This window comes from [Anoxybacillus] calidus (assembly GCF_013760845.1).
Taxonomy (GTDB): Bacteria; Bacillota; Bacilli; order Bacillales; family Anoxybacillaceae; genus Paranoxybacillus; species Paranoxybacillus calidus.
The window spans coordinates 237,091-258,903 of record NZ_JACDUU010000001.1; the positions used below are offsets into that span (position 1 = coordinate 237,091).

At 39.9% G+C, this 21,813-nt stretch carries 20 protein-coding genes; 15 read left to right on the forward strand and 5 right to left on the reverse strand.

The window, feature by feature from the left end; genetic code table 11:
* Positions 1 to 96 precede the first annotated feature (96 nt).
* A complete protein-coding gene (locus HNQ85_RS01325; protein ID WP_181535472.1) occupies positions 97 to 1,296 on the reverse strand; it encodes an RNA-guided endonuclease InsQ/TnpB family protein in 1,200 nt (399 codons plus the stop codon).
* A gap of 224 nt (positions 1,297 to 1,520) precedes the next feature.
* On the opposite strand from HNQ85_RS01325, the gene HNQ85_RS01330 reads away from it, so the two are divergent.
* From HNQ85_RS01330 to meaB, 3 genes are read left to right on the forward strand one after another with little or no spacing between them, the layout of a single operon-like run.
* Positions 1,521 to 3,569, forward strand: coding sequence for a methylmalonyl-CoA mutase family protein (locus HNQ85_RS01330; protein WP_181536473.1), 2,049 nt, complete (start codon positions 1,521 to 1,523; stop codon positions 3,567 to 3,569).
* Positions 3,562 to 5,757, forward strand: coding sequence for a methylmalonyl-CoA mutase (gene scpA, locus HNQ85_RS01335; protein WP_181535474.1), 2,196 nt, complete (start codon positions 3,562 to 3,564; stop codon positions 5,755 to 5,757). The genes HNQ85_RS01330 and scpA overlap by 8 nt, the downstream gene beginning before the upstream one ends.
* Positions 5,754 to 6,878: a methylmalonyl Co-A mutase-associated GTPase MeaB gene (gene meaB, locus HNQ85_RS01340; RefSeq protein WP_181535476.1), complete on the forward strand. Its 1,125-nt coding sequence runs from the start codon at positions 5,754 to 5,756 to the stop codon at positions 6,876 to 6,878. Before scpA ends, meaB begins: the two co-directional genes overlap by 4 nt.
* Before the next feature lie 260 nt (positions 6,879 to 7,138).
* Here meaB and HNQ85_RS01345 read toward each other — a convergent pair whose 3' ends face one another.
* On the reverse strand, positions 7,139 to 7,588 hold the full coding sequence (locus HNQ85_RS01345) for an SgcJ/EcaC family oxidoreductase (protein ID WP_181535478.1): 450 nt from the start codon (positions 7,586 to 7,588) through the stop codon (positions 7,139 to 7,141).
* A gap of 460 nt (positions 7,589 to 8,048) precedes the next feature.
* Between HNQ85_RS01345 and HNQ85_RS01350 the strand changes: the two genes are divergently transcribed.
* The 6 genes from HNQ85_RS01350 (at position 8,049) to HNQ85_RS01375 (ending at position 12,793) form a co-directional block, all read left to right on the forward strand.
* A complete protein-coding gene (locus tag HNQ85_RS01350) occupies positions 8,049 to 8,486 on the forward strand; it encodes a BrxA/BrxB family bacilliredoxin (RefSeq protein WP_181535480.1) in 438 nt (145 codons plus the stop codon).
* A gap of 341 nt (positions 8,487 to 8,827) precedes the next feature.
* Entirely contained in the window at positions 8,828 to 9,619 is a 792-nt protein-coding gene (locus HNQ85_RS01355) for a transporter substrate-binding domain-containing protein (RefSeq protein WP_181535482.1), read from the forward strand.
* Between the two features lie 166 nt (positions 9,620 to 9,785).
* Positions 9,786 to 10,445 carry an ABC transporter permease subunit gene (locus HNQ85_RS01360; RefSeq protein WP_181535484.1) on the forward strand — a complete coding sequence of 220 codons (660 nt, stop codon included), beginning with the start codon at positions 9,786 to 9,788 and terminating at the stop codon, positions 10,443 to 10,445.
* Complete coding sequence (locus HNQ85_RS01365; RefSeq protein ID WP_181535486.1) at positions 10,438 to 11,160, forward strand: ATP-binding cassette domain-containing protein; 723 nt, start codon at positions 10,438 to 10,440, stop codon at positions 11,158 to 11,160. The genes HNQ85_RS01360 and HNQ85_RS01365 overlap by 8 nt, the downstream gene beginning before the upstream one ends.
* Positions 11,161 to 11,221: 61 nt before the next feature.
* Positions 11,222 to 12,226 carry an aromatic acid exporter family protein gene (locus HNQ85_RS01370; RefSeq protein ID WP_181535487.1) on the forward strand — a complete coding sequence of 335 codons (1,005 nt, stop codon included), beginning with the start codon at positions 11,222 to 11,224 and terminating at the stop codon, positions 12,224 to 12,226.
* A 66-nt stretch (positions 12,227 to 12,292) separates the two neighbouring features.
* Positions 12,293 to 12,793, forward strand: a complete 501-nt coding sequence (locus tag HNQ85_RS01375) for a L,D-transpeptidase (RefSeq protein ID WP_181535489.1) — start codon at positions 12,293 to 12,295, stop codon at positions 12,791 to 12,793.
* A 55-nt stretch (positions 12,794 to 12,848) separates the two neighbouring features.
* Here the strand turns inward: HNQ85_RS01375 and prli42 are convergent, their stop codons facing one another.
* Positions 12,849 to 12,944 carry a stressosome-associated protein Prli42 gene (gene prli42 / locus HNQ85_RS01380; RefSeq protein WP_181535491.1) on the reverse strand — a complete coding sequence of 32 codons (96 nt, stop codon included), beginning with the start codon at positions 12,942 to 12,944 and terminating at the stop codon, positions 12,849 to 12,851.
* A gap of 219 nt (positions 12,945 to 13,163) precedes the next feature.
* Here prli42 and mce point away from each other — a divergent pair, with 219 nt between their 5' ends.
* Together mce and HNQ85_RS01390 are read left to right on the forward strand one after the other, a co-directional pair.
* Positions 13,164 to 13,586 (forward strand): methylmalonyl-CoA epimerase, encoded by a 423-nt coding sequence (mce, locus tag HNQ85_RS01385; protein ID WP_181535493.1) that lies wholly within the window; start codon positions 13,164 to 13,166, stop codon positions 13,584 to 13,586.
* Complete coding sequence (locus HNQ85_RS01390) at positions 13,586 to 15,136, forward strand: acyl-CoA carboxylase subunit beta (protein ID WP_181535495.1); 1,551 nt, start codon at positions 13,586 to 13,588, stop codon at positions 15,134 to 15,136. Before mce ends, HNQ85_RS01390 begins: the two co-directional genes overlap by 1 nt.
* A gap of 80 nt (positions 15,137 to 15,216) precedes the next feature.
* On the opposite strand, the gene HNQ85_RS01395 is transcribed toward HNQ85_RS01390, so the two are convergent.
* Positions 15,217 to 16,584: a PepSY-associated TM helix domain-containing protein gene (locus HNQ85_RS01395; protein ID WP_181535497.1), complete on the reverse strand. Its 1,368-nt coding sequence runs from the start codon at positions 16,582 to 16,584 to the stop codon at positions 15,217 to 15,219.
* A 238-nt stretch (positions 16,585 to 16,822) separates the two neighbouring features.
* Between HNQ85_RS01395 and HNQ85_RS01400 the strand changes: the two genes are divergently transcribed.
* The 4 genes from HNQ85_RS01400 to HNQ85_RS01415 all read left to right on the forward strand — a co-directional run bounded on the left by HNQ85_RS01400 (position 16,823) and on the right by HNQ85_RS01415 (position 20,858).
* A complete protein-coding gene (locus HNQ85_RS01400; RefSeq protein WP_181535499.1) occupies positions 16,823 to 17,941 on the forward strand; it encodes a tripeptidase T in 1,119 nt (372 codons plus the stop codon).
* A 206-nt stretch (positions 17,942 to 18,147) separates the two neighbouring features.
* Positions 18,148 to 18,612, forward strand: a complete 465-nt coding sequence (locus HNQ85_RS01405; RefSeq protein WP_181535500.1) for a chemotaxis protein CheW — start codon at positions 18,148 to 18,150, stop codon at positions 18,610 to 18,612.
* A gap of 397 nt (positions 18,613 to 19,009) precedes the next feature.
* Positions 19,010 to 19,246 carry a DUF1657 domain-containing protein gene (locus HNQ85_RS01410; protein WP_181535502.1) on the forward strand — a complete coding sequence of 79 codons (237 nt, stop codon included), beginning with the start codon at positions 19,010 to 19,012 and terminating at the stop codon, positions 19,244 to 19,246.
* 130 nt (positions 19,247 to 19,376) lie between these two features.
* Complete coding sequence (locus tag HNQ85_RS01415; RefSeq protein ID WP_181535504.1) at positions 19,377 to 20,858, forward strand: alkaline phosphatase family protein; 1,482 nt, start codon at positions 19,377 to 19,379, stop codon at positions 20,856 to 20,858.
* Positions 20,859 to 21,014: 156 nt separating this feature from the next.
* On the opposite strand, the gene HNQ85_RS01420 is transcribed toward HNQ85_RS01415, so the two are convergent.
* A complete protein-coding gene (locus tag HNQ85_RS01420; protein ID WP_246326756.1) occupies positions 21,015 to 21,743 on the reverse strand; it encodes an endonuclease/exonuclease/phosphatase family protein in 729 nt (242 codons plus the stop codon).
* Positions 21,744 to 21,813 lie beyond the last annotated feature (70 nt).

A 21,813-nucleotide genomic window follows, 5' to 3' on the forward strand; every position in this document is an offset into this window, starting at 1 on the left:
AGCTTTCATTCGTTTTGTTCATTGCTAGAACTAGGTTATGAATAATGTTTAATATATTCAATTAAGTTAAAAATTCTTATTAAACACTATTCTTTGCTAAGCTACATTTAGCTTAACTGGGTGTAACCCTACACCCTCTACTCCATTCGCAAAGGCGTCTGGAGATACTTTCTTCACGATTTGATAAGCGCCATTGACATCCGCGTTGATGAAAATCCCTTTATTGCTTCTAAACAACCCTCTTTTGATTCTTCTACTTTTCTTGTAATTCCCTTTTATCGGAGCTTCCCCATCTAAAAAGGATGTTCCACTTGTATACGATTCTTCTGTTAACACAACGTTGATTCCTGCTTCTTCACATTTATACTGCAATTGTTGAATAAACAGATCATAAGGAATTTGTATAAACGATTGATTGAGACGTTTGCCCAGATTCACTTCTTGTTTCCAATTGTCATTTTTGCCAATCACAATCCTATCAATATGATGCCCTACACACCAATTCACCACATATCGGCTTGCCTTATGCATAAAATCTCTGATTTTATTGTTTCGCTTTACCGTTAATCGTTCCAATCGTTTGCTCCAATCGAGTCCGTTTTGTTTCTTTAATATACTTTTGAAATGCGCCATTTGTTTGTTGTAGTATTGATTGATGGATTTGATTCCTTTGCCGTTGATAACAATCGGCGTGATGCCGATGTTATTGACCATCGTTACAAAGTTATCTAATCCTAAATCAATCCCTACGATGCGACTGCCTTCACGAATCACATCTGGAACTTCTTTTTTATAAACCACTTCCATGACATAGATGCTGCCCCTCGGTACAATTCGGACTTGTTGCAATCGGTCTGTCACTTTTGTTTTTAAATTTAAATTCGTTTTCGGAAATTTGATATAGCCATTTTTTATTTTGCATTGTTGGTTTGTAAAAACGACAATATTGCGCCCATTTTTCTTTTTATATTTCGGCAGTTTTGGTCTGCCTAAATATTTTTCTTTATTCTTCTTCCAATCCTTTATGGCTTTAAAAAATGATTTCCAATTATTGTCTAATAATCTTAAAATTTGCTGTGATGTTTGCGCAGGTAGTGATTGATAAACCTCTTCCTGTTTTAACATTTTGTCTAATGAACCATATCGAATCCACTCGTGATGATGGATAAATTCCTGTCTTACGATGTAATTCGCGTAATTATATAAATTCTTTGATTTCAAACATAAATCATCGCACATTTGCCACAATGGATGCGTTCGTTTGATGTGATGCTGTTCAACTCTGGTGACAAGCAATGATTCCACCTCCTTTCATAATGAAGGTATAACATATTTCAATAATAAGCTTAAATTTATTTTATTAAATAATTGTAATATTTTTAATTAAATTAAACATTTATTTTAACTATATAGATGTACTACAATAAACCTATAGAGAATATTTCTAAAAATCCGAAAGTAAGCGATTTCTTCTGAGGGATGGGAGAAATGGCTTCCTTTAAGTAAGGGGAGGGACTATGATGACAGATATCTCTGCAATGAAAAACCAATCGTTTCCGCCTCCAACTTATGAAGCGTGGAAACAAGAAGTAGAGAAGTCTTTAAAAGGAAAACCGATTGAAAAGCTTTATTCAAATACTTACGAGAATTTGCGTATTAAACCAATTTATACACGTGAAGATATCGAATCACTTAAACATATTGAGCAGTATCCAGGCTTCCCTGGCTATGTGCGTGGAATAGAAGTGAATGGCTACATTCATGAGCCTTGGACGGTCAGCCAAGAACTGTCGGCAAATAGTCCAAAGGAATGGAATGAAATTGTTAAGCACGATTTAGAAAGAGGGCAGACGGAAATTCATCTTGTGTTGGACAAGCTTGGGTTTTCAGTAACTTCGTTAGAAGAGATGGAAGAAATGTTTTCAGGCATTTCTCTTCAAGACTACTCGCTTCGGGTGGATGCAAGCGAGAGTTCTCTAGCGTTTCTTGCATTGTTTGCGGCTTATTTACAAAAGCAGCAAATTCCGTTGGAAAGAGTGCGCGGCACGATCGGTATGGATCCGCTTGCCTCTCTTGTGAAAAAAGGGCAATTGTCCGCTTCTTTAACAACATTATATGACGTCATGGCAGATATTACCGCATGGGTGAAAGAGAACATGCCGAACGTAAAAACGATCATCGTTCATAGTGAACCGTATCACAACGGTGGAGCGAATGCGGTGCAGGAATTAGCGTTTGCGTTTGCAACGGCGGTGGAATATTTAAATGAATGTCTAAACCGCGGTTTAACGATCGATGAAGCGGCGCAGCGCATCGGCTTTTCGTTTGCTATTGGTGCGAATTTCTTTATGGAAATTGCAAAACTTCGTGCGGCACGTCTTGTGTGGACAAACATTGTGCAAGCGTTTGGCGGCAATGAAGAGTCACAAAAAATATCCATTCATGCACGTACGTCTCATTTTACAAAAACGGTCTATGACCCATATGTGAATATGCTTCGCGCGACAACAGAAGCGTTTGCAGCAACGGTTGGCGGAGCGAACAGCCTTCATGTTTCACCGTTCGATGAAGCGATTCAGCTGGCGGATGAATTTTCGCGAAGAATTGCCCGTAACACACAGCTCATTCTTCTTGAAGAATCACATTTAGGCAAAGTGATTGACCCGGCTGGCGGTTCCTATTATGTTGAATCGTTAACGGCACAGTTAGCAGAAGAAGCATGGAAGTTGTTCCAGCAAATCGAAGCCAAGGGCGGCATTGTTAAAGCACTTGAAGAAGGATTTGTTCAGGCAGAAGTGGAAAAAGTGGCTGAATTACGAAAGAAAAATGTGAAGACACGCAAGGAGAAAATTGTCGGCACAAACCTTTATGCAAATTTGGCAGAGCCACCGGTTCAAAGAACAGAAGCGAATAAACATGCAAGTACATCTTCTGAATCACCATTAAATGAAGAGAATGTAGAACAGTTAAAAGCAGGATTCAGCGAGAAAACATTTGTACAAACAGCTGTTTCAATGGTTTCGCGCCGAGCGACCGCTCAGGAAATGGAAAAGGCTTTAGCTGAAGACAGTTCGTCCATTCAAATTCAACCAATTCATCAATGGCGCTTAGCGGAACCGTTCGAGCAGCTGCGAAAAGTGTCTGAAGCCCATTTAGAAAAGCATGGCAGCCGTCCGAAGGTTGTCTTAATGAATCTTGGCGCGATTCCAAACCATAAAGCGAGAGCCGACTTTATTACGAGCTTTTTTGAGGCTGGCGGTTTTGAAGTCGTGAAAAATAACGGCTATATGTCAGCAGAAGAAGCAGTGCAAGGTGCACTTTCCTCCGAAGGTACACATTATATTATTTGCGGTACAGATGAAAGCTACGTTGAAACCGTTCCAGCGATTGCAACGGAACTAAAGAAAGTGAACTCTCGTTTGAGACTATATGTTGCCGGAAAACAAGCACCTGAACTCGAGGAAACATTCATTCAAGCAGGCATCGATGGCTTTATTCATATCGGTTCCAATTGCTATGAGACGCTGGCAGAGTTTATGAAAGATATGGGGGTGGCTCTCGATGAGTAGAAAGGTCGATTTTACGAACATTTCTTTGCACGTGCCGAACGAAAAAGTAGACGAACAACATTGGAAACAAGCGATTAAGGAAAAATTAAAAGCTTCTATCGATGACCTTCTTTTCCAAACAAACGAGCAAATCGCGATTAAGCCTTTATATACGAAAAAAGATATAGAGGGGCTCGATTTTCTCGATTATATGCCGGGCATTCCACCATATTTGCGCGGTCCGTATCCATCGATGTATGTCAATCGACCATGGACGATTCGTCAATATGCAGGATTTTCCACAGCAGAAGAAAGTAACGCGTTTTATCGCCGCAACTTAGCGATGGGGCAAAAAGGTCTTTCTGTCGCATTTGACCTTGCAACACATCGCGGTTATGACTCCGATCACCCACGCGTTGTCGGTGATGTTGGAAAAGCGGGCGTAGCCATCGATTCGATTTTAGATATGAAAATTTTGTTTGACGGCATTCCGCTTGACCAAATGTCGGTTTCGATGACAATGAATGGTGCAGTATTGCCGATTATGGCGTTTTATATCGTTACTGCCGAAGAACAAGGTGTTACGCAAGATAAACTTTCAGGTACCATTCAAAATGATATTCTAAAAGAATACATGGTGCGCAACACGTATATTTATCCGCCGGAAACATCGATGCGTATTATTGCGGACATTTTTGAATACACGTCTAAATACATGCCAAAGTTCAACAGCATCAGTATTTCCGGCTACCATATGCAAGAAGCAGGCGCACCTGCCGATATTGAGTTAGCTTATACGCTTGCCGACGGGCTGGAGTATGTCCGCACTGGATTGAAGGCAGGGATTGATATTGATTCGTTTGCTCCAAGGCTTTCGTTCTTCTGGGCAATCGGCATGAATTACTTTATGGAAGTTGCAAAAATGAGAGCGGCACGCATCATTTGGGCGAAAATGATGAAAACATTTAACCCGAAAAATCCGAAATCGCTGGCATTGCGGACGCATTCACAAACATCGGGATGGAGTTTAACGGAGCAAGATCCGTTTAACAACGTTGTGCGCACATGTATTGAGGCACATGCTGCGGCGCTTGGCCATACACAATCGCTTCATACGAACGCGCTTGATGAGGCAATTGCCTTGCCAACCGATTTCTCTGCGAGAATTGCCCGTAATACACAGCTTTATTTACAAGACGAAACAGGAATTTGTAATGTCATTGATCCATGGGCAGGCTCTTATTATGTCGAAGCATTAACGAATGAATTAATGAATCGGGCGTGGAAACATATTGAAGAAATCGAAAGCTTAGGCGGTATGGCAAAAGCGATTGAAACAGGACTTCCGAAAATGCGGATTGAAGAAGCGGCTGCTAGACGGCAAGCGAAAATTGATTCCGGTGCTGAGACGATTATCGGCGTGAACAAATACCGTCCGGAAAAAGAAGATCCGATTGATATTCTTGAAGTCGATAATACGGCCGTACGTCTTCGCCAAATCGAAAAGTTAAAACAACTTCGTGCTTCCCGTGACGAACAGAAAGTGCAGGAGGCATTGGATGCGATTACGAGAGCGACAGAAACAGGAGAAGGTAACTTATTAGAACTTTCCGTACAAGCCGCTCGCGCCCGCGCGACATTAGGGGAAATTTCCTATGCGATTGAAAAAGTCGCAAAACGTCATAAAGCTGTGATTCGCTCCATCAGCGGCGTGTATAGTTCTGAGTTTACAAATGAGGAAGAAATTCAACACGTGAAGAAAATGACGGATGAATTTTATGAGTTGGAAGGGCGCAGACCGCGCATTATGATTGCGAAAATGGGACAAGATGGTCATGACCGAGGCGCGAAAGTGATTGCAACAGCATTCGCTGATTTAGGCTTTGATGTGGATATCGGTCCGTTGTTCCAAACACCGGAAGAAACAGCGCGTCAGGCGGCAGAAAACGATGTGCACGTTGTCGGTATAAGTTCCCTTGCGGCTGGTCATAAAACATTGTTGCCGCAGCTTGTGGAAGAATTGTGTAAGTTAGGCCGTGAAGATATCGTTGTCGTTGTCGGCGGAGTGATTCCTCCACAGGATTACGACTTCTTGTATGAACATGGCGCTTCGGCGATTTTCGGTCCAGGAACAGTTATTCCAAGAGCGGCGGAAAAAGTGCTAGAAGAAATTTATAAACGCCTCGGCTATGAGGAAGTGAAGCAATGAACAATGAGCGAACATACCGCCCAGAGTGGGTGCCAGAAGAAGAATCAAAAGAGTTTGCGACAACGTATGTCAAAAAAAATGATGAACCCTCTGTTCCCTCATCTGGTAGAAAGCGGTTTGCCAAAAGGAAAGAAAGGTCTATTGCCGAATATGTTGAAGGGGTATTAAACAACGACCGAACGATTTTAGCGCAGGCGATTACACTTGTCGAAAGTAATGCAGCAAAGCATATGGAGATGGCGCAGCAAATTTTAAACAAGTTGCTGCCGCATGTCGGAAAATCGGTTCGCATTGGCATTACCGGCGTGCCTGGAGCGGGAAAAAGTACGTTTATTGAAGCGTTCGGAACATTTTTGTGCGAGAACGGTCATCGCGTTGCCGTGCTGGCCGTTGACCCAAGCAGTTCCATCACAGGAGGGAGCATTCTTGGCGATAAAACAAGGATGGAAAATTTGTCGCGCGACCCGCGGGCGTTTATTCGGCCGTCCCCATCCGGCGGCACACTTGGTGGCGTTCATCGAAAAACACGAGAAACGATGCTTTTATGTGAAGCGGCAGGTTACGATGTCATTTTGATTGAAACGGTTGGCGTCGGGCAAAGCGAATTCGTTGTTCGCAACATGGTTGACTTCTTTATGCTTCTTGCGCTGACAGGAGCAGGGGATGAACTGCAAGGCATGAAAAAAGGAATCATGGAACTGACCGATGCGGTTGTTATTAATAAAGCGGACGGAGATAATAAACCAAAAGCTTTGGCGGCAAAAGAAGAATACAATCAGTTTCTTCACTACTTGCGTCCGGCAACGCCAGGATGGGAAACGAAAGCTTACACTTGTTCCGCGTTGTTAGGGGAAGGAATCTCCGAAATTTGGAAAGTGGTTGAAAAGTTTGTGGAGACGACGAAAAAATCAGGCGTGTTTGAGATGCGCCGCCGCAATCAATTGAAAGACTGGATATACTCCATGATTAAAGATTATCTTGAAACAAGCTTTTTTTCGCATCCACAAGTTAAAGAAAATATTCCGATAATTGAAAATAATGTAATCTCTGGCACGCTCTCTGTAACGAAAGCCGTACAAGAGTTATTACAGATTTATGAAAACAAAAAAGTATCCGAATAAATTGATCAAGACGTAAAATCTAAAAATCCTTCAAAAATAAAGGGAAGCATATATTAGTTATGTTTGAATATGTGTAGAAAGAGGATAAAGTTATTTAATTTTAGAGTCTAAAACATACTAAACCCCAGGTCATCATTCCTGGGGTTTAAAATAAATGGTTTTATTTTTACTGGACAAAGGATATTCACCTTAAAAGCGAAGTAATAAAGTCGTTTAAAAATAGGTGCTTATCCTACAATCGCGCCCGATTGTTGTAGGACTCACTTAAGTAACTGTCTTAATTCCTCTGTCATTTGCTCGACTAACTCAGGCCTTCCGTGAAACTGAGCAGGGGTATTCTGAAAAAGCTCGATCTGCCAGCCCTTTTCGCTCTTGATTGCGACAAGTGTGTGATGTGCATTGAATTTAGGGTCGAGGTCTGATTGTCCAGGCGGCACCATTCCTGCTATAGCGCGTAAAATGGCAATTTCGGAACCTAGAAGACGCACATCTTTAACTTTGCTTACATATGGGGGAGTAGGATGGTTTTCAAAGATGGGGTGAAGGTGAGAAAAGATCTCCTCCCGTCCAATCGCATGGCTCCCATCAAAACCGATGAGCTCGCCCTTCTCTGTAAACTGCTCTGCCATTGCATCGGCACTGCGGTTATTCCATGCATCTAATAGTTGTTGATAGAGTGCAATGACTTCATTTGATACAGAAGATTTCATAATGATTTCCTCCTAAAAAGGTCTAATATACTTTTCTATTTTCTCTGCCTACCAATTCTCATATTAAAAAACATCTGTCTCTTATTCAATAGCATGCCAATTTAAATGAAACTCCTCCATTCGAGCCAATTTTTGAACATTGATCTTTCACTAAATGGCCCATTTGTAGAATAAAGAAAATGTGATTTTTATTATGTTTAAACGACTTTATGATTGTTGCACAATATGTTTGTTTACTTTTTTATTCCATGAATGCCCGTGTTAGTGAAACCCGTTTCACACAGTGCAAATCCCAACTGAAAAGTATTTCTGTACTTAATTCAAAATATACTCTTTTGGATTTTAGTCCAACCCCATCTTTTTTATCGACATCCAGTCAAAAGTTTAAACATGTCATATTAATTGAAACGCTGCCCATCTTATTGGTATGATGAAAAAAAAGAAAGAAGGAGCGAATCATATGCAATTTAACTTTCAATTTTTTATGAATGACGTCGTTGAACAGGCGCGCAAGGAAATGGTTGAAGCTGGCTATGAAGAATTGCGCACTCCAGAAGAAGTGGATAAGGCTTTAACCCGAAAAGGAACAACGCTTGTGATGGTGAACTCTGTATGCGGCTGTGCCGGCGGTATTGCTCGTCCAGCGGCAGCACATGCGATTCACTATGATAAACGCCCTGACTATCTTGTGACTGTTTTTGCGGGTCAAGATAAAGAAGCAACTGCAAGAGCAAGAGAATATTTTGAAGGCTATCCGCCATCTTCCCCTTCATTTGCGCTGCTAAAAGACGGCAAAATTTGCACAATGATTGAGCGACATGAAATTGAAGGACATGAGCCAATGGAGGTCATTCAAAAATTACAGGCAGCGTTTGAAAAATATTGTGATGAAGTATAAAGAATAAAGAAGCCAAAAAATTTTTGGCTTCTTTTTTTATTACGTAAATGGTGAAAAGGAATGAGAGAGGGTAACATTTCGTTTAATAATCATGCAAAACTAATAAAAAACGTTGAAAAATAAGTATTATTATTGTTTAGAAAAGTGAGTTACTATTCTTGGAAAACAAAAAATAAATTCTATAATTAAAAAAAGTGTTGCATATTTATAAATTAACGTGTTAATATACAACTCATGGAATATATATTCATATAAAAATAATGATTGCAATACGTAAAAACCTATTTCATAATATTATTAAAATTATTTTAAATTTTAAGAAAATAAAAGGGGGATAAGTGATGAAAAAGTGGTTTTCATTATTGTTATCTAGCATTCTATTTATTGGCTTACTTTCTGCTTGTGGCACTTCAGAAGAGTCATCGGAAAAGCAGAGCGGAGGGGAAGAAAAGAAAGTGTTAAAAATGGGTACTTCCGCTGACTACGCTCCTTTTGAGTACATAGATACAGCAAAAGGTGACGAAATTATTGGATTTGATATCGATTTAGCGAAAATGATCACAGAAGAATTAGGTTATGAATTTGAAATTGTTGACATGGACTTCACAGGTCTCATTCCGGCTCTACAATCAGGAAAAGTAGATTTCGTCTTAGCGGGAATGACAGCAACTAAAGAGCGTAAGAAAAACGTTGATTTCTCTGATGTGTATTATGTGACGAAAAATATCATTGTAACGAAAAAAGGAAGCGGCATTAAAGCGGTAAAGGATTTAAAAGGGAAAACAGTTGGTGTACAAACAGGCACAATTCAAGAAGGATTAGCAAAAAAACTTGCAAAAACAGTTGATATGAAGATTGAAAGCCGCAACCGTATTCCAGAGCTTATTCAAGAAATTAATGCAGGACGTTTTGATGCTGCGATTATCGAAGATAAAGTTGCAAAAGGATATATTAAAAACAGCAATAGCAAGTTAGAAGGCAGTGAAATTCCGACAAACGAAGAGGAATTTGGTACCGCTATTGCCTTCCCTAAAGGAAGCAAATTAACTGGGGAATTTAACAAAGTATTAAAAGAGAAATTAAAGAACGGTGAAGTAGACAAGCTGATTAAAAAATGGTTTGAGCAACAATAATGATGGTTACGAGGCTGATCTAAAAGCAAAGTGTCAGATTCCACAACACAATATATAGGACATCCACATGGGATCAATGAACGATATATTGTGAAATGCACGTGAAGTCAGACACTGATGGGTCAGCCCCGTTTTTCACTATTCACGAGGAAGGATGGGTTTTGGAGTGAATTTGAATTTCTCTCAATTTATACCATCAATCCCGTTCATTTTAGAAGGGGTATTGGTGACGTTAAAAATTGTAGCGCTTGCAGCATTGTTAGGGTTTGCGCTCGGCATTATTTTAGCATTATTTAAGATCGGTAGAATCAAAGTATTAACATGGCTTGCTAATGTGTATACATCGGTATTTCGCGGTACGCCGCTCGTGTTACAGTTAATGATTATATATTTTGGAATGCCACAAATTATTGGATTTGAAATTGATGCGTTTCCAGCGGCAGTGATTGCCTTTGGTTTAAACTCTGCGGCTTACATTTCAGAAATTATCCGTGCAGGCATTTTGGCGGTTGATAAAGGACAGAGAGAAGCGGCAATGGCATTAGGTATTCCGTATAAACCGATGATGCGTGATATTATTCTTCCTCAGGCACTTAAAAATATTTTACCTGCGTTAATGAATGAATTTATTACGTTAACGAAAGAATCAGCAGTAGTTACTGTCATCGGCGCGATGGATATTATGCGCCGTGCCTACATTGTCGGCGGTGATAAATATGCTTTTTTTGAACCGTTACTTATTGCGGGACTTATTTATTATATATTAGTAATGATCCTAACGCTGCTCGGGAAAGCGGTTGAAGGGAGAATGAGAAAAAGTGATTAAAGTAGAAAATCTTCGTAAATCATTTGGAAAACTTGAAGTATTAAAAGGAATTACGACAACGATAAAGCAAGGTGAGGTTGTCGCGATTATCGGTCCATCAGGGTCAGGAAAATCAACATTTTTACGTTGCCTTAACTTGTTAGAAGAGCCAACTGATGGAAAAGTTTGGATTGGTGACCAAGAGATTACAAATCGAAAGACGAATATTATGAAAGTGCGTCAAAATGTTGGTATGGTCTTTCAGCACTTTCATTTATTCCCACATATGACCGTTTTAGAAAATTTAACTTACGCACCGATGAAGGTAAAAGGAATGGCAAAAGCTGAAGCAGAAGCAAAAGCGATGGAATTGCTGCGTAAAGTCGGTTTAGCACAAAAAGCGAACGAATATCCAAGCCGTTTATCTGGCGGACAAAAACAACGTGTCGCGATTGCACGGGCTCTTGCAATGTCTCCAGAGGTGATGCTATTTGATGAGCCGACGTCAGCGTTAGACCCAGAAATGGTAAAAGAAGTATTAGAAGTAATGAAGTCGCTTGCTCATACAGGAATGACGATGGCGATTGTAACGCATGAAATGGGATTTGCCCGTGAAGTTGCTGATCGAGTGTTGTTTTTGGATGGGGGATTGCTTGTTGAAGACGCATCGCCAAGTGAATTTTTCTCCGCTCCTAAAAGCAAACGGGCTCAAGAATTTCTTGAAAAGATGCTATAATTATAATAAAGATAAAGATGATCTCTGATCATCTTTTATTTTTTTAATAGGGGTTTTGGCTATGTTTAAAATAGGCTATCGTACGGTAAAAACAGCGATTGGCACAGCTGTTTCGATAAGTTTAGCACAATATTTCGGACTACATAATTTTGTATCAGCGGGCATTATTACAATTTTATGTATTCAAGTGACGAAAAAGAAATCGTTGCGAACCGCTTGGGCGCGCTTTTTAGCATGCATTACGGCGATGGCATTTTCCTTTATCTTTTTTGAAGGAATCGGCTATTATCCGGTTTCCATTGCTTTGTTATTGCTTGTTTTTATTCCGACAACGGTGATGTTAAAGGCGACGGAAGGAATTGCCACGAGCTCTGTCATTCTTCTTCATTTTTATGCCGCCAAACAGTTTACTCTTAGTTTAATCATGAATGAGTTGTCATTAATTATTATCGGTATTGGTGTCGCTTTACTTGTCAATATGTACATGCCGAGTGTCGAGAAACAATTAAAAGAGTATCAACGGATTATTGAAGACTTATTTCGCATTATTTTTAAGGAAATCGTTAAATATTTGCGGACGAATGAAAGTGACTGGGACGGTAAAGAACTGATGTTGACGGCAGATTTGCTGCAAAAAGCAAAAACGTTAGCACTGCGAAATGTAGAAAATCGTTTATTAAGAAATGAAGATTATTATTATCGTTATTTTTGCATGCGCGAAAAGCAATTTGAGATTATTGAACGACTTTTACCTCTTGTTACGTCCATCACGTATACGGTTGAGCAGCGAAATATTGTTGCTGATTTTATCGATGAATTGAGCGATGCGATTCATCCAGGGAATACGGCAGATAAATTTATTCAACAGCTTCGGGAAATGAAAAAGCGTTTTGAAGTGATGGAATTGCCAAAAACGCGGGAGGAATTTGAAGAAAGAGCCGCCCTTTTACATTTTGTTAAGGAAATGGAGCAATATTTAATTATTAAAAGTGGATTTAATACCTTATCTGAGAAGTCACCGACCTTCCTGCGAAAGAAATTCTTTCATAGGGTAAACAAAGGATAATGGATGCTTAAATGTATGTAACAAAGCCTTTTGCTTACACTATTATAAAAAGCAAAGGGTGATTGTATGCCTGTTTTGTTAGCGTTCATTGTAGCATTGACTTTTTCACCTTTATGGGGATTAGGGGTTAGCCATCCCTTTATCATTATCAATAAACAGACAAACGAACTCGCGTTTATTGATGATGGAAAAATACAAACGGTTTATTCTGTGGCAACAGGATTAACGACCGAATTAACACCAGAAGGATTGTTTACCGTCACGGTCAAGGCAAAAAATCCTTATTACCGAAAGAAGAATATTCCTGGCGGTGCACCGAATAATCCGCTGGGCAGCAGATGGATTGGATTTGATGCACATGGCACAGATGGGAGAATATATGGAATTCATGGAACAAATGTGCCGCAATCGATCGGAAAGTATATGACAAACGGATGCGTGCGGCTTCAGAATGATCATGTAGAGGCATTATTTGAGAAGGTGCCGCTTGGAACGAACGTATTAATCGTACGGAGCGAACAATCTTTTGAAGAGATTGCCAAACAATACGGAGCGATAAAAAGGTGACGAACAAAGGTCACCTTTTTTATATAGAATTCGTGTTTTGAACTCGAGTCAGGGATTACAGCCACACGCTTAAGCCTGTTAGTACAGTCGTTAACAACATCGAAGCAAGCATTAAGTACACAATAATTTTTTGTGTTTTTTTACGGGACATCATTCTTCCCTCCCATATCTAATGTTGCATTTTCATTTTAGCGCCATTTTTGAAATGGGACAAGCGAGGAAAATAACGAAACATGCAAAATGAAATATCGGAATTGATGAAATTTATAAAATGTTGCAGGAATTTTTGTCGAAATGGCGAAAATCATTAATGTTACACTGTATCCGTTTTCAACGTGATGATTAGTTTGCAGCAAAGGGGATAGGGGAAATGGAAGTCAAAAAAATTGACCATATTGGAATTGCGGTAAAGTCGATTGAAGAATCTCTTCCATATTATGTCGAAACGTTACGACTAGAGTTGTTAGGTATGGAAGAAGTGGAGTCTGAAAAAGTAAAAGTAGCATTTTTGAAAATTGGTGAATCGAAAATCGAATTGTTAGAGCCGATTTCGCCTGACAGCGCCATTGCGAAATTCATTGAAAAGCGCGGTGAGGGTATTCATCATATTGCGCTAGGAGTGGACGACATTCAAGGTCGTATTGATGAACTGAAAACAAAAGGAATTCGCATGATTCATGAAACGCCAAAAATTGGGGCGGGAGGAAATCTTGTTGCATTTATGCATCCGAAATCAACTGGTGGCGTGCTTTATGAACTTTGCCAAAAACCAGGTGCGGAGGTGCATAAATAATGGCAGACATGTACGACAAAATTCACGAGTTATATGACCGGCGTAGAGAAATCGAACTTGGCGGCGGCGATGATAAAATTGAGAAACAGCATGCTAAAGGAAAGCTGACAGCACGCGAACGGATTGACTTGCTTGTTGACGAAGGAACGTTTGTTGAATTGAATCCGTTTATCGAGCATCGCTGTACGGATTTCGGTTTAGAAGGAAAAAAAGGTCCGGGCGATGGTGTTGTCACAGGATACGGCAAAGTGAATGGGCGAACAGTCTTTTTATTTTCTCAAGATTTTACGGTATTCGGCGGAGCGTTAGGGGAAATGCATGCAAAAAAAATTGCCAATGTCATGGATTTGGCAGTTAAAACAGGTGCACCGATTATCGGCTTAAACGATTCCGGTGGGGCGAGAATCCAAGAAGGTGTGCTCTCTTTGGACGGTTATGGACATATTTTTTACCGCAACTCGATTTATTCGGGAGTTGTTCCGCAAATTTCTGTAATTATGGGACCGTGTGCGGGCGGAGCTGTTTACTCGCCAGCGATTACCGATTTTGTCTTCATGGTGGAAAAGACGAGCCAAATGTTTATTACTGGTCCGAAAGTGATCGAAGCGGTAACCGGGGAAAAAATTAGCGCGGAGGATTTAGGGGGAGCTCGTGTACACAATACAATTAGCGGTAATGCGCATTTCTCAGGAGCGACCGAGGAGGAAGTCCTTGCTCAAGTGCGCCAATTGTTAAGCTATCTGCCGCAAAACTGCCAAGAGAAGCCACCGGTGGGACCAGTTCCGGATGAAGATGACTATCGTCCGGATTTAGCGGATACGATTCCGATTGATGCAGTGCGTCCATATGATGTCCGCAAAGTGATTTTGCAGGTGGTTGATGAAAGTTCCTTTATGGAAGTGCAAAAAGACTTCGCAAAAAATATTGTCATCGGATTTGCGCGAATAAAAGGAGAAGTTATCGGACTTGTTTGCAATCAGCCGAAATTTATGGCTGGAGGACTTGATATTGATTCTTCTGATAAGGCGGCTCGTTTTATCCGCTTCTGTGATTCATTTAATATTCCAATTATTACATTTGAAGATGTAACAGGCTTCTTTCCTGGTGTTAAGCAGGAGCACGGTGGAATCATTCGTCACGGGGCAAAAATTTTATATGCTTACTCAGAAGCAACGGTGCCGAAATTGACGGTGATTTTGCGCAAAGCATACGGCGGTGCATATGTGGCGCTGAACAGTAAGTCAATTGGCGCGGACGTTGTGTATGCATGGCCAAATGCGGAAATTGCCGTAATGGGACCTCAAGGGGCGGCAAACATTATCTTCGCCAGCGAGATTGAAAAGAGCGCCAATCCTGAAGAAACGCGGACGCAAAAGATTGAAGAGTATCGCCAAAAATTCGCCAACCCATACGTCGCGGCGAAATACGGCATGGTCGATGATGTCATTGATCCACGTGAAACAAGAATCAAAATTATTCAAGCGCTCGAGATGCTGCGTGATAAACATGAGGAGCGCCCGAAGCGAAAACACGGAAATATTCCGTTATAAACAAAAGAGATGCCGATGATTTTCGGCATCTCTTTTTTCATACCATCAGGACTGTAGAATACAGAAAATGTTGAAAAAACTTAAGAAAGCCAAAGCTGCAACTTTGGAATCCGTTTTACAATCAGCCAATCGACCAAAAACACAATCATTAAGGATAGCCCGACTAAAGGCATCATTACCCCAAATACAACCATGATCGCTGCAACGATTCTCATTGTTTTTTTGTTTTCAGGAAGAGGTGGAGTGCCTAGTTTTCGTTGAGGACGACGTTTCCACCACATAACAACACCGCTATAGGCGATCATGACTAAACCTAAGCATGTGATGAGCCCAATCATTTGGTTGACAAGACCAAAGTAGCGACCTTCATGAAGAGCAATTCCGATTTCAATCATTTTCGCCATCCACCCATAATCTTTAAAGCGTAAGTCGGCTAAAACTTTACCGCTGTATTGATCGATATGAAGAGTGGCTTGATCTTGAGGTAAAGTTGGAAAAACAGAAACGGTATATACTCCTTTTTCTCCTTCTGGAAAGTTCACTTCAAATCCAGGATATACGTTTCTTTCCTTAGCAATGTCAATCACTTGCTCAAGCGAAATGGTAGATGTTCCGTTTTGTTTTGATTGAGGTACAGGCATATTTTTAGCGGCCCAAGGTACTTTTGCTACGGATTTTGTTGGTACAACAGATTCTGGAATATCATCCCATAATCCGGACGGATATCCCGACTGAGTAGCGGTAGCTATACGATTTATTTTGTCACCGATGAATTCAGCCCAAGGCAGACCTGTTACAATCAGCAATAAAATAAATACGGAAAGCCAAATTCCTAGCATAGAGTGAATATCTTTCCACATGATCCGTTTTCCTTGTTTAAAGCGAATTTTTAAAATTCCGTATAAAGAATTACCGCGCGGCCACCATAAGTATAGACCTGTTACTAAAAGAATAACAGCCCAGCAAGCGGCTAATTCGACTAAGCGATCTCCTATGGTGCCAGTCATCAATTCTCCATGAATTTTAACGATCACATTCATGAACTCACTTTGATCTTTTAATTTGCCAAGAAGCTGTCCGTTGTAAGGGTTGATAAAGACCGTATATGCTTCGCTGTCTTGTACAATGCCCACTTCTGTTGAGCGATTGGGAGCATCACTTGGTCTGTATCGGGTAATGGTCGCATTTGGATAATGATCTACTACTTTTTTGACTAATTCACTTGGCGATAATTCATGTTTTCCTTGCTCAATATAGTAGTAGTCTTTATATAAAAATGATTCAATTTGTGGTTTAAAAAGATATATCGCTCCGGTGATCGCTAACATTATTAAGAATGGAGCAAAGATAATTCCAGCATAAAAATGCCATCGCCACATGGCTTTATACATATCTTTATATATCGACTCTTTCATTGCTGTTCCATTGTTGGTGTACGATGATTCCATGAAACGAAGCCCCCTCTAAACTGTAATGCGTATCGACTTTGTTATTATAAAAAGAGATTGTGAAATTTATATGATGTTTTTAAGAAAAATAAGTGTAGCGAGGATTTAGTTGCTTCTGTGCTATTTATTTTTGTTTTACCACTTTTCTGTAAAAGTTTTGGTGTTTGGTGTATGACAGGTGACGATCTATCGTGTATACTTTTTTTGAGTACATACATAAATAGGAGGCCTTGTTTCGATGATTAACGAGCAACGTTTAGTTGATGAATTTTTAGAGCTTGTACAAATTGATTCAGAAACGAAACATGAAGGCGAAATTGCCAAAGTATTGAAACAAAAATTCGAGGCGCTCGGCTTGCATGTCATCGAGGATGATACGATGGCGCAAACCGGACATGGTGCTGGAAATTTGATTTGTACGTTAGAAGCAACAAAAGAAGGCGTTGATCCAATTTATTTTACGTCCCATATGGACACGGTTGTTCCTGGTAAAGGCGTAAAGCCTTCCATTAAAGACGGTTACATCGTGACGGATGGAACAACAATTTTAGGCGCCGATGACAAAGCAGGTTTAGCAGCGATGCTGGAAGCGATTCGCGTGTTAAAAGAGCAAAATATTGCGCACGGCACGATTCAATTTATTATTACAGTTGGCGAGGAATCTGGTCTTGTTGGGGCGAAAGCATTAGACCCATCTCTTATTAAAGCGAAATTCGGCTATGCGTTAGACAGCGACGGTAAAGTCGGAAATATTGTTGTCGCAGCGCCAACGCAAGCAAAAATTAAAGCGGTGATTCACGGAAAAACCGCGCATGCTGGTGTGGCACCAGAAAAAGGTGTTTCTGCGATTACGATTGCTGCTAAAGCGATTTCCCAAATGCCACTTGGCCGCATCGATGAAGAAACAACAGCGAACATCGGCCGCTTTGAAGGTGGTACGCAAACAAACATCGTTTGCGATCGCGTTGATATTTTAGCAGAAGCTCGTTCATTAGTTCCGGAAAAAATGGAAGCGCAAGTCGCGAAAATGAAAGAAGCATTTGAAACCGTTGCCAAGGAAATGGGCGGACGTGCGGAAGTAGACGTTCAAGTAATGTACCCAGGCTTTAAGTTTGCGGATGGTGATCACGTAGTGGAAATCGCTAAGCGCGCTGCGGAAAAAATTGGCCGTCCGTGCGAACTGCTCCATAGCGGCGGCGGAAGCGATGCCAATGTCATTGCTGGATTTGGTATTCCAACTGTCAATTTAGCAGTTGGTTATGAGGAAATTCATACAACAAACGAGCGCATGCCAATTGAAGAATTGGTGAAAGTGGCGGAAATGGTTGTTGCGATTGTTGAAGAAGTTGCGAAATAAAAGGTCATTCGCAAAGGAGGCTAACCTATAGTGTCTGACCTCACGTGCATTTCACAATATATTGTTCATTGATCCAATGTGATGTGTTATATATTGTGTTGTGGGGGGCTGACATTTGCTTGGGGCAGCCTCTTTTTTCTTGCAAAATAAGGAAATTTGAAATATATAGTATGTATATACTACAGTAAGTGAAGGAGCAATAGAAGATGAAACTAAATAAAGTAGTTGTTTGTCAAATCGCCAACGAACAATATGGCATTCCGGTTGAGAACGTAATTTCCATTGAAAAAATGAGCACACCGACTGTCATTCCGCAAATGCCTGATTACATGGTCGGAGTAGTGCGCATTCGCGGTGAATTAGTGCCGGTGTTAGATACAATGAAAATATTGTATAATCAACCATTCCAAGAAAATGACAAAACGCGAATGATCGTCGTGATTACCGAAGATATTTCCGTTGCCTTAATTGTCGATGATGCGAAGGAGATTATTGATATACCTTCCGAGTCGATTAAACAAGTAAATATGTTGGCTTATCGCCAAACGCCATATTTCATTGGAATTGCCAGCCTGCCTGAACGCCTAATTACATTAGTTGAACCGAATCGACTATTTGAAAGTTTAGCGGGTGTAAAAGCGATTAAAGAACACATTCAAAGCCACCAATAAAGGTGGTTTTCTTTATAGGATAATATAATGCAGGAACAGATGAAGGTGTTAAAAAGAATATGTGAAATGGAACGAAGAACGAAAAGTCATTCTCTCGAACCGTTTATGACTAGTGATATAATTCCGAAATAAAATCAGCACAATTAAACGTTGCATAAGAGGATTAGCGACGATGAATTTCGATATTGTGCAATGATGATTGAAAAGCATTTAGGTGATTGTCAGGAGTGTGCGAAGTAAGTTTTGGTATACGAATAAGAATTTATAGAAATGGGATTACATAAAAGAGTAATGATTTTACTAATGTGTTAACTTTTACAGCTAATGATTTAAAAAATTAGGACCAACTTAAATGATGTACCCTACATTATAACATCATTTAAGGAGGAGCCTTTGTATGACAGTGATCAATCAAGTTCAGCAGACATTAGCCGGTTTAAAAAGCGCTCAAGCAAGTTTTGAAACGTTTGCTTTACAGACAGAGAATCAACAGGCAAAACAAACTTATCAACAAGCTGCACAGCAAGCGCAACAACTTGTTGACATGGTAAACCAACGTTTACAACAAATTCAGCAAGAGGAACCACAGTATAGTCAAAATCAGCAACAACAGCAACAAAAGCAAAAGAAGTAACGAATCATAATACCCGCCAACTAAGCGGCGGGTATTATTAATTGCCATATTGTTTGTTTCCTTTACCCGGATATTGGTTAATATAAATGATGAAAATGCTTTATGATACACAAACAACAATAGGTAAAGGATGGGTCAAACCGTGTCAACATATGCGAACAAGAAACGCGTGATTATGCTGATGATAGATTCTTTAATGTATCCGCCTCTAGAAAAGGCGGTAAAAGAGGGATATGCTCCTGTATTCAAGTTTTTTGTGGAAAATGGAAAAGTTTTTCGAAATATTGTAAGCCCTTTTCCGACGATGTCTGTAAATGTAGACAGTTCGCTGCTAACGGGTACGTATGCTAATATTCATAAGATTCCTGGGTTAGTATGGTTTCATGATGCAGAAAAGCGGCTAATTAATTATGGAAGTCATATAAGAGAACTTATCAAGCTTGGTATCGTTCGATCAATCAAGGACATTGTATATCATATGAACAATCATCATTTAAGCCAAGAAGTTCAAACCATCCATGAAGAAATGTCTAATAGAGGAAAAGTAACCGCTTCCATTAATGCTCTCATTTATCGTGGAAATACAGATCAATATCTAAAATTACCAAGGCTACTAACATTTTTCACATCTTTGAATAATGAGTTGAAGACAAAAGGAAGCCAACTGTTTACATACGGATCCTTTTCTAAGCTCAGTCCTTTGAAACGAAATGGATATTTCTGGCGAAGATATGGGTTTAATGATCGATTTTCTGCCCAAGAATTAAAATATCTGATTGAAACGGATTCTCTCCCCTCTTTTACCATTGTTTATTTTCCTGATATGGACAAAAGCGTCCATAAAAATGGTCCGATGGATATAAAGGGAATCCGCAAAGTAGACAGGCAGCTGCAAAGCGTGTTGGATTGTTACGATTCTTGGGAGGAAGCTTTAAAAGACAATTATTGGATTATAATGGGAGATAACGGTCAAGCTCCCATTGATTCTGACCGGAACAAAGCCTTAATTGATTTAAGACAATCCCTTCGTTCTTATCAAATTATGACATTAAAAGATGGGGTTAAAGATGGGGATGAAGTTGTACTTGGTGTTAATGAACGAATGGCCTTTATTTATACATTAAATCCTAAGCGTGCGCCACTATCAGACATCGCGAAAACGTTACAAAAGGACGACAGAATTGATGTCATTGCTTGGATGGAAAAAGAATCCGTTCAGGTCATATCTGGAGTTCAACAGGGAAGGCTCATTTTTAAACCGAATGGAACGTTGGTTGATGAGTATGAACAATCGTGGGATATAGAAGGAGATTTAGGAATTTTGAATCTTACGGTAAAGAATAATAAGATTTTTTATGATGAATATCCGGATGCGTTGGCCCGATTGTACAGCTCGCTAACTTCTCATGAAGGAAATTATCTTGTTGTAAGTGCCAAACCGGGATTTGAATTTATCGGTGAAGGTTCCCCGACTCATGTAGGGGGAGCAAGCCACGGGGGACTTCATAAACAAGATTCATTAGTGCCTATGATTGTAACAGGTGCGGATTCGTCCCCAAAATATTTACGCATTATTGATTTAAAAGATTGGATTTTAACACTTCTTGATTGATGTGGATAGACATAAAAATTCAATGCACGATTGCTCATAAAATAACACCTAAATGAACAAAATGGTGTTATTTTTTAATGGAATTTGGAAAGAAATCTCCTACTTCCAATTTGCGTTAGCCAATTAAGCAATAGATAGTTCATAATTAATTCGCTTTCAGTGGTAAAATAATGTTGCTTTTAACGGCAAATGGTCGGAAGCATTTGGCGTTTTTGTGATGACTTCTGCTTTAATGACTTGAAAATGGTGGCTGACAAATATATAGTCTAACCTTACTCTAGGACGAAGGGATGGAAAAGTATGACCTGCTCCTACACCGGCAATATACCAAGCATCTTGAGTTTCACCGGTCATTTTTCTCCATCCTCTTGAGCCAGGCTTCATATTCCAGTCTCCCATAATCATAAAAGGATAAGAATAGTGACGCAGTCTATTTAAAATAAAATCTGTCTGTTTTTTGTGAAGGAAGGGGTTAAGACTTAGGTGAGTAACATTGATCAAAAACAGCTGATTGTTAATTTGAATCGTTGCTTCAAGCAATGACCTTCCTTCGATGATTCCAGACATAAAATCAAACAAATAGCTGTTTTTTGCGACAATGGGATATCGAGATAGAAGGGCATTTCCGTATTGTGGCACGGTCGACAAATTTTTCGTCTTTAAAGAAAGGGAAGGACTGAAAGCATAGTTCATGTTTAATTGTTTTGCAAGCCAACTGATTTGGTCCTCATAGTAACTCCGCTTGGAAAAATGTTTATCTACCTCGTTAAGACCAATAATATGGGCATCACTTTTTTCGATCACTTCCGCGATTCTATATAGATTCACTTTATGATCCATCCCTTTGCCATGATGAATATTGAAAGTCATAACCTTAATTTCCAAGCTATTTCTCTCCTCTAAGTTTAAGTTTATTTATGTGATTAAGCTGCAATCATTTTCGGTTTTGAAAACA

Bases quoted from the DNA above. Each gene is read 5' to 3' on its own strand.
- HNQ85_RS01330 (WP_181536473.1), top strand. From the start codon at position 1,521: ATGACAGATATCTCTGCAATGAAAAACCAATCGTTTCCGCCTCCAACT.
- scpA (WP_181535474.1), top strand. From the start codon at position 3,562: ATGAGTAGAAAGGTCGATTTTACGAACATTTCTTTGCACGTGCCGAAC.
- meaB (WP_181535476.1), top strand. From the start codon at position 5,754: ATGAACAATGAGCGAACATACCGCCCAGAGTGGGTGCCAGAAGAAGAA.
- HNQ85_RS01345 (WP_181535478.1), bottom strand. From the start codon at position 7,588: ATGAAATCTTCTGTATCAAATGAAGTCATTGCACTCTATCAACAACTA.
- HNQ85_RS01350 (WP_181535480.1), top strand. From the start codon at position 8,049: ATGCAATTTAACTTTCAATTTTTTATGAATGACGTCGTTGAACAGGCG.
- HNQ85_RS01355 (WP_181535482.1), top strand. From the start codon at position 8,828: ATGAAAAAGTGGTTTTCATTATTGTTATCTAGCATTCTATTTATTGGC.
- HNQ85_RS01370 (WP_181535487.1), top strand. From the start codon at position 11,222: ATGTTTAAAATAGGCTATCGTACGGTAAAAACAGCGATTGGCACAGCT.
- HNQ85_RS01375 (WP_181535489.1), top strand. From the start codon at position 12,293: ATGCCTGTTTTGTTAGCGTTCATTGTAGCATTGACTTTTTCACCTTTA.
- prli42 (WP_181535491.1), bottom strand. From the start codon at position 12,944: ATGTCCCGTAAAAAAACACAAAAAATTATTGTGTACTTAATGCTTGCT.
- mce (WP_181535493.1), top strand. From the start codon at position 13,164: ATGGAAGTCAAAAAAATTGACCATATTGGAATTGCGGTAAAGTCGATT.
- HNQ85_RS01390 (WP_181535495.1), top strand. From the start codon at position 13,586: ATGGCAGACATGTACGACAAAATTCACGAGTTATATGACCGGCGTAGA.
- HNQ85_RS01395 (WP_181535497.1), bottom strand. From the start codon at position 16,584: ATGGAATCATCGTACACCAACAATGGAACAGCAATGAAAGAGTCGATA.
- HNQ85_RS01400 (WP_181535499.1), top strand. From the start codon at position 16,823: ATGATTAACGAGCAACGTTTAGTTGATGAATTTTTAGAGCTTGTACAA.
- HNQ85_RS01405 (WP_181535500.1), top strand. From the start codon at position 18,148: ATGAAACTAAATAAAGTAGTTGTTTGTCAAATCGCCAACGAACAATAT.
- HNQ85_RS01410 (WP_181535502.1), top strand. From the start codon at position 19,010: ATGACAGTGATCAATCAAGTTCAGCAGACATTAGCCGGTTTAAAAAGC.
- HNQ85_RS01415 (WP_181535504.1), top strand. From the start codon at position 19,377: ATGGGTCAAACCGTGTCAACATATGCGAACAAGAAACGCGTGATTATG.